General features: G+C 58.7%; 10 protein-coding genes. 1 reads left to right on the forward strand and 9 read right to left on the reverse strand.

All coding sequences use genetic code 11. The annotated features are described in order from the left end of the window. Positions 1 to 29 precede the first annotated feature (29 nt). The 8 genes from J0X15_RS19305 to J0X15_RS19340 form a co-directional block, all read right to left on the reverse strand. Positions 30 to 911 carry an amidohydrolase family protein gene (locus J0X15_RS19305; RefSeq protein ID WP_206944470.1) on the reverse strand — a complete coding sequence of 294 codons (882 nt, stop codon included), beginning with the start codon at positions 909 to 911 and terminating at the stop codon, positions 30 to 32. Continuing rightward, positions 880 to 2,811, reverse strand: coding sequence for a TRAP transporter permease (locus J0X15_RS19310; protein WP_209015476.1), 1,932 nt, complete (start codon positions 2,809 to 2,811; stop codon positions 880 to 882). Before J0X15_RS19310 ends, J0X15_RS19305 begins: the two co-directional genes overlap by 32 nt. Positions 2,812 to 2,870: 59 nt before the next feature. After that, positions 2,871 to 3,791, reverse strand: coding sequence for a TAXI family TRAP transporter solute-binding subunit (locus tag J0X15_RS19315; protein ID WP_206944472.1), 921 nt, complete (start codon positions 3,789 to 3,791; stop codon positions 2,871 to 2,873). Between the two features lie 44 nt (positions 3,792 to 3,835). Next, complete coding sequence (locus J0X15_RS19320) at positions 3,836 to 4,918, reverse strand: 4-oxalomesaconate tautomerase (RefSeq protein WP_206944474.1); 1,083 nt, start codon at positions 4,916 to 4,918, stop codon at positions 3,836 to 3,838. Then, entirely contained in the window at positions 4,911 to 5,585 is a 675-nt protein-coding gene (locus J0X15_RS19325) for a 4-carboxy-4-hydroxy-2-oxoadipate aldolase/oxaloacetate decarboxylase (RefSeq protein WP_206944477.1), read from the reverse strand. The genes J0X15_RS19320 and J0X15_RS19325 overlap by 8 nt, the downstream gene beginning before the upstream one ends. 15 nt (positions 5,586 to 5,600) lie before the next feature. Then, the gene (locus J0X15_RS19330; protein ID WP_206944479.1) at positions 5,601 to 6,332 is read right to left on the reverse strand and encodes a PIG-L deacetylase family protein; all 732 of its coding nucleotides are present in this window, start codon (positions 6,330 to 6,332) and stop codon (positions 5,601 to 5,603) included. Between the two features lie 20 nt (positions 6,333 to 6,352). After that, positions 6,353 to 7,309, reverse strand: coding sequence for a VOC family protein (locus tag J0X15_RS19335; protein WP_206944480.1), 957 nt, complete (start codon positions 7,307 to 7,309; stop codon positions 6,353 to 6,355). A gap of 351 nt (positions 7,310 to 7,660) precedes the next feature. Next, a complete protein-coding gene (locus J0X15_RS19340; RefSeq protein ID WP_206944482.1) occupies positions 7,661 to 8,338 on the reverse strand; it encodes a GntR family transcriptional regulator in 678 nt (225 codons plus the stop codon). A gap of 511 nt (positions 8,339 to 8,849) precedes the next feature. On the opposite strand from J0X15_RS19340, the gene J0X15_RS19345 reads away from it, so the two are divergent. Further along, positions 8,850 to 10,274: a TolC family outer membrane protein gene (locus tag J0X15_RS19345; protein WP_209015477.1), complete on the forward strand. Its 1,425-nt coding sequence runs from the start codon at positions 8,850 to 8,852 to the stop codon at positions 10,272 to 10,274. 81 nt (positions 10,275 to 10,355) lie between these two features. Here J0X15_RS19345 and J0X15_RS19350 read toward each other — a convergent pair. Further along, positions 10,356 to 12,583 (reverse strand): cadherin domain-containing protein (locus J0X15_RS19350; RefSeq protein ID WP_206944486.1); only part of this gene is annotated, 2,228 nt, incomplete at its 5' end.

Below are 12,583 nucleotides of genomic sequence, written 5' to 3' on the forward strand. Positions count from 1 at the left end.
GGGTCATCGGATGAAACCATCATGTCGCCTTATGCGCCCTGTTGTTCCGGCCAGTATAACCGCATCGGGTTGTCGACCAGCAGCTTTTGTTGCAACTCCGGCGTGGGCGCGATGAAGGCAATCCGGTCAACCAGCAAGCCATCATCCGGCACGTGGCTTTTCATGTTGGGATGCGGCCAGTCGGTGCCCCACAGAACCCGGTCGGGATAAGCCTCGATCAGCGACCGGGCGAAAGGCACCACGTCGTCATACGGTGGTCCAGATAGTGAAAGGCGCTCGGGACAACCGACCTTGACCCAGAACTTCGGATCTTCCATCAGCTCATGAAACATGCGGAACGAGGTGCCATCGACACCCGCAGCCACATCAGGCCGACCCATGTGGTCGATCACCACGGTCACCGGCAACGTCTTGAGAAATGGGATCAGCTCTTCCAGATCCGGAGCTTCGAAATAGACGATCACATGCCAGCCGAGTTTCCTGATCCGTTCAGCCATTCGCAGGAAGCCATCCTTGGGGCCCGGATCCACCAGCCGCTTGACGAAGTTGAACCGAACGCCACGCACCCCGGCGGCGTCCATCACGGCCAGCTCTTCATCGGAGATATTCAGATCCACGACGGCAATGCCGCGCGTGTTTTCCGGATCGGCCTTCAGCGCATCGATCAGCGCTGCATTGTCCTTGCCATGACAGCTCGCCTGAACAATCACGCTGCGCTGAAACCCGAGGTGCTTGCGCAAGGCAAACAGGTTTTCCTTCGGCGCATCGACCGGCGTGTACTTGCGCTCCGGCGCATAGGGGAAGACATCCCCCGGCCCGAAGACGTGGCAATGCGCATCCACCGCTCCGACTGGTGGCCGGTAGTCCGGGGTCTTCGGATCAGGATGCCAGGTTTGCGGGTCGATTTTCATAGGTACTCCGAAGACGCCAGATCGTGAAGAGAAGAAGAACAGTCGCAGCCGCCTGCGCGCCGAGGCTGACCGCCGTCAACTGGTCAACGACAAGAGACAGCGTGCAGAGCCCGGCGATGACGGCGAACACGCCACGTTCGGTAAGGGTCAAGGCCCGGCCGAGCCACCCGGTCATCGCCGTTCCGGCTGCAAACACTCCAAGGAAGGCCGCATAGGTGGCCAGCGTGATACCGGCGGGAGAACCGATCAGCAACAACTCCGGCGCATAAACAAACAGGAACGGCGCGACGACCTTGACGAAGCCCAGACGCATCGCCTCGACAGCCGTCTCGTTGGGGTCGGACCCGGCAATCGATGCTCCGGCATAGGCCGCCAGCGCCACCGGCGGTGTGATGGCCGACAGCAGGCCGTAGTAGAAGATGAACATATGGGCCGCGATCACCGGCAGGCCGAAGCTTTCCAGCGCCGGTGCGATCAGGATCGCCAGCAGCAGATAGGCCGCCGATGTCGGCATGCCGAGCCCGAGAATGAACGAGGCGATCATGGTCAGTATCAGCACCAGGAACAGGCTGCTGCCGCCCATATCGAGGATCATCGCGGAGACCTTCAGCGCCATGCCCGTCAGGGTCAGAACCCCGATCAGCATTCCGGCGACGGCAACGGCTGCAATCACTGGCATGACATTGCGCACCGTCTCAACCAGCACTTCAACCAGCTTGGCCGGGGTCAGGCGGGTGTCCTTGCTGATGAAAGAGATCAGCACGCCGCTGATCAGGCAGAGAACCGCAGCTTTGGCCGGCGTGTAGCCGTAAACAAGAAAACCGATCAGCGCGATCAGCGGCAGCAGCATATATCCGCGCTTGAAGATAACCTCGCGCAGAGCGGGAATATCCGCCCCGTCGGACCGAGCCAGATTGAACTTGCCCGCTTCCAGACGCACACCGACAAGCAATGCAAAGACATAAAGCAGTGCCGGAATGAGCGCTGCAGCCGCGATGGTCGCATAAGGCGTCTGAGTGATTTCCGCCATCAGGAAGGCAGCAGCCCCCATCACCGGCGGCATGATCTGACCGGCAGACGACGCAGCAGCCTCGATTGCCGCCGCCACCTTGGGCCGATAGCCGGTGCGCTTCATCAGGGGAATCGTAAAGGTGCCGGTTGTCACCACTCCGGCGACAGCAGAACCGTTGATGGACGAGAACATGGTGGAGGAAACAACGGCCGTCAGCGCCGGACCACCCTGGATACGCCCCGTCATGGCGTGGGCCAGATCAACGAACACCTGTCCCAGCCCGGTCTTCAGCAACATCGCGCCGAGCAGGGAGAACAGCAGGATGTATTGCGCGGCAACGCCCATCGGCAGACCGAACAGCCCCTCCGTCCGCAGGAAGAGATTGGACGTCACCCGGTAGATCGAATACCCGGCATGGCCATAGGTGCCTGGAATGAAGTTCCCCCAGAAGGCATAAGCCAGAGCGAAGGTCCCCAGACCGACCATGACCCAACCGATGGAGAACCGCGCCAGGACCAGTGCCGCAACGACAGACACAACAAACAGCGCCACATGAGTGGTGCTTGCGATTCCGCCCGAAAAGACGATGTCCATATAATTTGTATAAAGATAAGGACCGGGCACCAGAACGGCGGCGGCCAGAAGATAGAGCAGCGTTCGCGCCCAGACGGCCTTGCGATTGGCTGCAATGATCAGCAGGCCGGCAGATGTCATCATCGAGAAGAACAGCGAGCGCAAGAGAAGCGCGGTCAAGCTGCCCGTCCAGGCTGAATGAATGACAAGCGCAGCAACGGCAGCCGACAACACCACGAGAACGACGCACGCAATCCGGTGCTCGATCCGACCGAGGTTCTTGTCAGGGAGAATTTCGAAAAACGACGACACCATTTCAGTCCTTGCCCTTTGGAATGGAGCCGCAAGGCGGCTCCATTCTGCGCATTTGGAGCTTATTGCTCGTCAAAGTACCGCTGCGCACCTGGGTGCAGGGCAATCGGCGTGTTCTTTGCCAAATCAAGCTTGATCTTCTTGGCAGCCGGATGAACCTTCGCCAGTTCATCCAGATTGTCGAACAGTGTCTTGGTCACCTGGTAGATCATATCCTCATCAGCATCGGCGCTGGTGAACAGGATCGCCGGATCACCAACAGCCGGCACAGCCGCATCAGCGCCACGGTAGAGACCCCCTGGAATCTCGACCATCTGATAGAATGGATACTCTTCCAGCAGGCCTTTCACCTTGTCAGCCTCGACCGGGATCATCGTCACGTCTTCCGAGGTTGTCAGTTCGATGAACGCTGCCGCCGGCGCACCGGCCAGGATGATGGACCCATCCAGGTTGCCGTTCTTGATCGAGTTGGTCGCCTCGCCGTAGGACAAGAAATTTGCCTTGTCCATATTGAACGCACCATGCGCGCTCAACAGACGCTGGGCGAAAACGGCGGAGTTGGACCCCGGAGGGCCGATGGAGATGTTCAGGTCACCAAGTTCTTCAACCGTGGTCGCACCGCTGGCCTTGGTCGCTGCCAGCTGCAGAACAGCCGGATAGAGCATGGCAATTGCTGCGACATTCTGTTCTGCCTGGAAATGACCTTCGCCATTCTTGCCTTCGAACAGCGTCGATGCGCTGGAGAAGCCGATGGTCATTTCCCCGCCCGAGACGCGGCGGACATTTTCCACCGAAGCGCCTGTGACTTCCGCATTCGCGGTCACGCCATCCAGCTTCTTGGTGAGAATATCAGCCATCCCGGCGCCAACGGCATAAAACACGCCGCCCGTGCCGCCTGTACCGATGGAAACACGTTCCTCCGCCAGCGCAGGACCGGCCAACAGAGCTGCGACAGAGACTGCCGCGATCATTGATTTCAACATATACATTCCTCCCATTTTAAAACGTCAGATCGATGAATGACGGGTCAGCCGAAGACCACCCCGTCAGACAATTTCCGGGCTGTGCGAAGCACGCCGGCACGCGAAAGCTGACCGCCAGCATCGAACTCCGCCAACACGGAGAATTCTCCGGTCGGATGCTCGACCGACAGGGTCTTGGTTTCGCCCTCGGGGATTTGTGCCAGCCCTCGTGCCGGTCCGCCCTCCAGCAGACAGGCCGTAGCGACACTGACAGCTCCCAACACACCGATGGCCTTGTGGCAGCGGTGTGGAATGAATGTGCGGGTCGAGATGCAGCCGTTTTCCGGCGCACTGACCAGGGTTATTTTGGGCACGGATTTCTCGCTCACATCGCCCAGGTTCATCAGCGGCCCGGCTTTCAGCCGGATCGCCTCAAGCCGCTGCCTCAGCTCGGTGTTCGCCTCAAGTTCTGCCGGGCTTTCCTGACCGCTCAGGCCAAAATCCGCCGCCGCCAACACCACACAGGGCATGCCGTTGTCGATCATCGTGACGCCAACACCGTCGATCTCATCAACCGCATTACCGGTTGGCAGAAGCGCACCGCAGGTCGAGCCCGCAGTGTCCTCGAACACGATGGAAACCGGAGCGGAAGATCCCGGAACCCCGTCGATCTTCGCATCGCCCCGGTAGGTCACCCGCGCCTGCGGCGTGACAACCGTCACCGTCGCCAGCTGACTGGTGTTCTCCATGAAGATCCGCACATCCGTCGTGCCCTCATGCGCCTCGACGAGACCACGCTCAATGGCAAAAGGCCCGACGCCTGCGAGAATATTGCCGCAGTTCTGACCGTCGCTGACAACCGCCTGATCGACAAAGACCTGCAGAAACAGATAATCCACATCGACGCCGGGACGGCTGGATTTCTTCACGACCGCCACCTTGGAGGTCAGCGGATCAGCGCCCCCGAGCCCGTCGATCTGACGCGGGTCGGGAGAGCCCATCACGGCCAACAGAAACTGATCGCGGAGCTGAGCGTCGGACGGCAGGTCATCGGCAAGGAAATATCCGCCCTTCGACGTACCGCCACGCATCCACATGGCGGGGATGCCGCTGTCGACGTCAGGTCCGTGATCAAGGGCTTCAGACATACGTGAGGCCCTTCTCCTTCAGACGGTCGCGCATGTTGTAGATGTCGAGGCCCAGTTCACCGGCAGCCAGGCGCTTGCGCTTGTCTTCTTCGGCATCCATGCGGACCTGTGCCTTCTTGAGCACCTCTTCGGCCTCTTCCCGGCGCACAACACAAACGCCATCATCATCCGCGATGATGATATCGCCGGGGTTTATGTAGGCACCGGCGCAAACCACCGGCACATTCACCGAGCCGACGGTCTCCTTGACCGTGCCTTGAGCGAAGACCGCCTTGGACCAGACCGGAAAATTCATTTCCGTCAGATCCTTGGTGTCACGCACGCCAGCATCGATGATGAGGCCAACGCCACCACGCGCCTGCATGGAGGTCGCCAGAAGATCGCCGAAATAGCCGTCTTCACATGAGCTGGTGGGCGCCAGAACGAGAATATCGCCCGCCTGCACCTGCTCGATTGCCACATGCACCATCCAGTTGTCGCCCGGAGGCGCAGAGATCGTCACTGCGGACGCCGCCAACTGCGCGCCGGAAAAGATCGGGCGCATGTTGGAGGCCAGCAGGCCCTTGCGGCCCTGCGCTTCATGAACGGTGGCAACCCCTGCCTGCCCCAGCGCCTTGATGACTGCCGGATCGGCCCGCTCGATTTTCTGTACGACTATGCCGCCCATCTCAGGTTCGTCCTCTTAAAGTTCGTCAACGGTGCGCGGGAAGATCGACTGGAAGCCTTCGGCGTATTTCGCCGGACGTCCGCCTGCCTGCCCGCCGGAATTGCGCCGGAAGTGGTTGGCGCGGTTTTCCGCAACGTTGGTGTAATAATCCCAGAGGTGTTCCTGGCCCTGCATGCACTCGATGGCGGCGCGCTTCTTGTCCCAAACCGAGGTGATGTCGAGGAACGTGTCCGGCTTCCAGCCCATCTGCTCGGTCTGATGCGGCTCGAACAGGTAGAGCTGCGGCGCACCGAGAACCTTTTCACCCGGGTTGTGACCCCAGGCCTGGGCGATCATCCGGCACTCCAGCGCCACCTGAGTCGCATACATGTGGTCGGTGTTGTACGGATCATACTGGGAATGGCTCAGCATGAAGCTTGGCTGAACTTTGCGGATCACATCGACGAGCTTGTATTTGGCATCCGTATCGAGCTGCAGCGGATAGTCGCCCAGATCGAAGAACTGAATATCGGACACACCAAGTGCTGCGGCGGCGTTCTCAGCTTCCTTTTGACGACCGGCTTTGACCTTTTCCAGCGTCATGCCTTCCTGCTTCCACAGCTTGGCACTCTCACCGCGCTCGCCGTAGGACAGGCAGACCACCGTGACGTCATAGCCCTTGTCTTCATGCAGGGCGATAGCGCCCCCACAGCGCCAGACAAAGTCAGCGGAATGAGCACTGATCACCAGGGCCGTTTTGTTGGTCATGCGAAATATCTCCGAGTGAATTAAGCGTCCACCGGCGGTGTGCCGTGGGTATGAAAACTTGGAATGGTCTTGAGGCCCCAGGCCTGACCTTTCATGCGGTCGGTCTCTGTCCAGCACACCGGCTCCCAGTCCGGCTGCAACACCAGACGCGCCCCGGCATTGGCAACTTCGACGCGGTTGCCGGCAGGCTCATAGACATAAAGAAAGAAGGTGCCCTGGACGGCGTGCTTATGCGGTCCTGTCTCGATGAAGACGCCGTTCTCCAGAAAGATATCTGCCGCGCGCAACACGTCTTCACGCTGATCAACCGCATAGGTCACATGGTGAAAGCGCCCCGTCGCATCCGTGTGATCCTCGGTGTAGGCGATGTCATAGGACTTGTTGTTGACGGTAAACCAGCATCCGCCCAGACGACCGTTGTCGAGCTGAATGTATTCGGTCACCCGTGACCCGAGCGCCTTCGGCATCCATTCACGGATTTTCGAGACATCATGCGCCAGCAGATTGAGATGATCGATCCGACGAACCGCTGCCCCGCGCCCGTGATACCGCTGAGCGATATTCTTCAAGGCCGCCCTCTCGCCATCCGGCGCCACATACTTGCAGGTGTCGAAATAGACTTCGAAAACATGCCCGTCCGGATCATTGAACTGATAGGCTCGGCCATGCCCCAGGTCGCCCTCGACCCAGCCGATGCCGCAGCCCATTGCCTCGATGGCAGCCACCCGGCGCTCAAGAGCAGCCTGAGAGGAACAGCGATAGCCGATATGGCCGACACCGGTCGTGTCGGACTGGGTCAATTTGAGGGAATGGAACTCGTAATCATCGAAAGCCCGGAGATAGACAGAGGTCTCGTCTCGGCCACTCTCGGTCAAGCCGTAGACATTCACGAAGAATGCCAGACTTTCCTCGAACTTGTTCGTCAGCAACTCGACGTGGCCCAAATGGGCAACGTCGTAGCATGGCTCCTGAGACATAATTTCCTCGCCAACTCGGTGTCATCAGAAAGCATTCTCAGACTGCGGCACGAATTGGGTAGATGGAAAACGCCTCCCACCATCTTGCCCGAACGTCCGGTCACAGCGTTCCTGATTTTGGACAGGAGGCTATCTGAAGGGACAGTAGTCGGCAAATCAAAGGGGTGGAACAGGATATAAGTTATGATTACACGTAAACAAAAACCGATAAAAATTTCAGGCTCGGGGCCTCCAGCCTCTCACCAGGACACCCCACCAGCCCCTTTCCCTTTCACCAAGCTGCCCTTGATAGAAAAAGGAAAGGGGCGCCCCATCAGGCGCGGCGTTTGCTTTGACAAACACTCGCCCGGTTCAAACCTGCGACAGGCGACTGACCTGAAAAACCTCGTCAGTCAATGCACGGGCGTCTTGCCGATAGGCACACATCAGCTGCTCCGCCATATCCGGATCACGAGCTTGCATCGCCTCCAGAATCGCAGCACATCGATCTGCAGACCCGACCGGCATCGGCATCAGCCGCAGCAACACAAGGCGCCCCCGCTGCAATTGATCAAACAGACTGGCCAATATGGTGGAAAGGCGACGATTGCGCCCCAACTCGATGATCATTCGACGCAGCCCAAGCTCCGCCTCCGCCCAGGCGTCGATCTCCCCAGCCTGCTCCGCCGTCCGCATTGACTCGACATAAACGTCCATGGCAGCGAATGCTTCGACGGTCGCGATCTCATCTTCACAGCACACCTGCCGCACCGCGAGCGGCTCCAGCACACACAGCAGATTATAGACTTCTCGCATGTCCTCCCTGGACATGCCACGCACGCGAACCCCACGGCGGGGCACGAGATCGACCAGCCCATCGGCCTCCAGCCGGATCAAAGCCTCGCGAACAGGCGTACGGCTCATTCCCAACCGTTCTGCAATTTCAGGTTCCGGTGCTTGAAACCCGGGAGGTAATTCACTCCGCATGATATCGAGCTTAAGGCGCTCATAAGCGTTGTTCACGCGGGTTGGCTTCGGTCTTATCGGCATTCGATGAGTAGCCCCCCAAAAAAGTCATGATTAAAAAACAGGGCTGAGAAGGATGTTTTCAGTCCCGACGTCCAACTCGAATAAGTCTGCGACCAATGTCTGCAGCCTTGGGTTTTGAACGCAAAACGGTTAGCTACGGTAAAATTTTTCATTACCATTTTAGTCATTGAGAAAATTCCGGATGACAAGACACACTGTTGCGGCATTCCTGCCCATTCCGTCCACAACGGCACTCAAAAGTTGCTCCAACCGCTGTATTCAGACCCGACGCGCGCCCGTTCCGTGAAAAGATTCGGTCGATCAAGGCCGCAGCTGCAGCGAGACACCTGTAAATAATGACAATAATATTTCACGCAATGAGTAAATAAATATTGTCGAATACCGAAGTTATACCTCACAAATACTTTTAATTAACCATGAGGATTAAGCATGCAATCAACGAGAACGGAGTTTTTCGGCGATCATGTGTGCTTATTTGACGAAACATCGACCTCTTCGGCCCAGGCGTTTATTGAACGCAATTTCCCTGTTTGTCCTGACCAGTTGCCCGCTGGCACCCTCCATCGCCCTGGCAGAAAGTCTGCAAGAGGCCATGGCCTCTGCCTATGCGGTCAACCCGGCCCTGAAAGCTGAACGGTCCAGATATCAAGCCGTCAACCAGGGGGTCTGGACCGCCCGATCGGATTTCTTGCCGACGGTCACCGGTGATTTCGTCGGAGAGCATAACGCCTTCGACAGCAGCCGCGATGGCACAAGCGACCGCTCGGCCTTTTACAGTATGGGTATCACCGTCACCCAGCCTCTCTTCCAGGGTTTCTCCGCCGTCAATCGCCTCAACCAGGCGCATGAGCGGGCGGCGTCAGGCCGGAACCAGCTTCTGGATGCCGAGCAAACCCTGCTCTTCAACACCGCCGACGCCTATTTGCGCGTGGTGCGTGACCGGGCCATTCTCTACCATCTTCGCTCGTATGTCGGCGTTGTGCAGCAGGAGGTAACCGCCGCCCGCGCCCGCTACCGCTCCGGCGATGCGACCAAGACCGACGTCGAACAGGCGCGCGCCCGAATTTCGGAAGCCGAAGGCAACCGGGACCAGGCCGAGGGGGACCTGGAAGGCTCAAAAGCGCTTTACGCCCGTCTGACGGGACATGAGCCAGGCAAAATCGGGTGGCCCACCATTCCCGGTCACCTGAACCCGGCCAACATCGACGAGGCGATCTCCATCGCCATGAAACAGAACCCGGCCATCCGTGCGGCAATTTCCGACGCCCGTGCCGCCCGCTTTGCGGCCCGCGCCGCTGTCGGAGACATGCTTCCCAATGTCCAGCTGGAAAGCTCCTGGCGCAATGGCTACCGCGGTAATCTGGGCAATCGCGACCAGGAGGATTTCCGTTTCGGCTTACGCGTCACCGCTCCGATCTTTTCAGGCGGCCGGAATGTTTCTGCCGTGAGGACAGCCCGTTACACGGCAACCCAGGAGCAGTATGAGCTGGATGATATTCAGCAGACCATTCGCGAAAACATCATCCGTGCCTACAAGCAGGAGCGCGCCGCTCGCAGCCGGGCGGAAGCGGCCCAGCGGGCCATCCGCTCCAACAAGGCGGCGGCCGACGGTCTGAACGTCGAATATGACGGCGGTCAACGCTCGCTTCTGGATGTGCTTGACGGTCAGCGCGAGCTGATCAACTCCAAGGTCTCCCACGAGCGCGCCCGCTATGACGCGACAATCACCAAGCTGTTTCTGCTCGCCACCATGGGACGTCTCGATCCAGGCTACTTCGACATCATTGCCGAAAGGCCGCGCGAGATGCCACGGCTGATTGCAGAACTCAACAATTGGGTCTTGCGCCTGGACCCGACGGAAATGGAGATTGCTCATGCGGAGTTGCCTGTAGGTCCGGAATCCGTTGCCATGCCGCATCTGCCAGCGATCAAATAAGCTGCGTTCCCTTCGCCCAGAACGCCAGAAAGGCGAGCCTTGCGGCCCGCCTTTCTGCAATTTTCACTGTCACCAGCCTGATTAGAACTGGATACCTTCAACCTCGGTGAAGTCGATGCGCGCACCGTCGGAGAGATCGATGTAGCCAGCCGCATCATCAGACAGGCTGATCATACCGTTCTCGGTATCGACACTGTCGATCGTGCCCTGAGTGATCGTGACCGTCCAATCCGTGCCATATGTTCCAAGCGCTTCGCCTGGAGCATCCTGCAGATCGATGATATCGATCCAGCTTCCGCCACCGCCAGCACCACCGGCAATCGTGTCATCTCCATCGCCCATCATGTAGGAGAAGGTGTCCGACCCGTCGCCGCCGTAGAGGTCATCATCACGGGTACCACCGATGATCAGGTCATCGCCGCCAAGACCGTAGATCGTGTCCTGACCACTCAGGCCATGGATCTCATCGGCCCCGTCGGAGCCGGTCAGCGTGTCATTGCCCGACACCGTCAGATCAACATCCGTGTAGAGGATCTGTTCGAAGGTGTAGGACGACCCCAGACCAAGCGTCGATGCATCGGCGGTCAGAACCACCTGATCGAACAACCCTCCGACATCGACGTCAATCGTGTCCATGCCATCGGCTGTGCCTGCGAAGTTGCCTGTGCCGACGAGCACGCCGTCATTATAGGCTTCCCAGGATCCACGCTCTGTATCCAGACCCAAAAAGCCCGAGTAGAAATCGCTGATCTCGAAGGAAGCATTCGCCAACCCACGGTCGAACTCGAAGTTCAGCACCCCGGAAACACCGCTGACAACATCGTAAACCAGTTCACCGGTGTTCAGCAGAAGATCAGCTGCCCCATCCAGGGTCGCAAGTCCGTTGCCGACATCCAGCAGCGAGGTCAGAGACAGATCCCCGTCCAGAATGTTGCCAACGGAGACTTCAACTCCTTCAAACAGGGTCTGATCATCCGACAGGCTGAGGGCCGTGGTGTCCCCCACATGGATGAACTCCTCCGTGCCATAGATCACGCCGACATCGTCCTGATCGATGACGCGGACTTCAACGGTTTCCGTATCCGACAATCCGCCGGCATCGGTCGCCGTCACCTCGACGGAAACGGACTGCTCCGTTTCATAATCGAGAGACTCGCCATCCTTCAGCTTCAAGAGATAGTCACTTCCGTCAACAACCACCTCGAAGCGATCGTCGGACACTGAGAAGGTGTGGGTATCACCAGCGTCAGGGTCAACCACGGAGAGGGCGACAACCCCGGCCCCCTGATCGTTTTCAGAGACCGCAACATCGGAGACATCCACCATCGACACATTGTCGATCTGAGTGCCCTTGTAGTTGTTGGTGCCAACTTCGACGAAGGTCAGACGATCCGTTCCATCACCAGCACCGCCGACTACATCGTAGGTGAAAGACTGCCAGTCAGTGCCCGTATCCAACGGACTGACCTGCGCCACCATCACACCACCCCAGAACACCTGGACCGTCGCATCACCGGCAACACCACGATGGCGCGCATCGAAGCTCAGGCGGTAGGTCTCGCCGGACTCCAGGCCTTCAACAGCCTGCTGGGCATAGCCATTGTTTTCAGGACCTGCGAGATCCAGGCGGAACTCACCGTCTGTCGTTCCCAGATCATTGTCAAAGCCACTGGTGTGAATGTCGGCATGGGTTATCCAGCCTTCCACATTGGCATCTCCATACCAGCGGGAATCTCCATTTCCGTACTCCAGCCCGGAAGAGGTGAAGAGCTCAAAGCTTCCGTTCTGGATATAGTCATGTGATCCAACACCGTCGCCGACCACAAGATCAGGTGCTTCATTGATGTCGGCCACTTCAATGGTGAAGGTAGAGGCACTGCTCGACCCATCCGAAGACGTCGCGGTCACTTCCAGGTCAATGCTGGCTTCGGTTTCCGCATCCAGCGTTACACCATCAGCCAGGGTGACCACACCCGTGTCCGCATCGATCTCGAAGCGGGCGTCCGCAACCGAGTAGGTCACCGTGTCACTTGCATCCAGATCTTCTGCGAAGGCAGTGATGCCAACAACCGTGCCGCCTGCAGAGTTCTCATCGATAGAGTTGACCGTTGCATCGGCATCCGAGACGGGACCGATGGCAAACTCGTTCTCGTCCGACACCTCGATGGTGAAGGTCGCAGAGCTGCTCGACCCATCCGAAGACGTCGCGGTCACTTCCAGATCAATGCTGGCTTCGGTTTCCGCATCCAGCGTGACACCATCAGCCAGAGTGACCACACCCGTGTCCGCATCGATCTCGAAGCGCGCAT

Source organism: Roseibium limicola, from assembly GCF_017313085.1.
GTDB classification, from domain to species: Bacteria; Pseudomonadota; Alphaproteobacteria; order Rhizobiales; family Stappiaceae; genus Roseibium; species Roseibium limicola.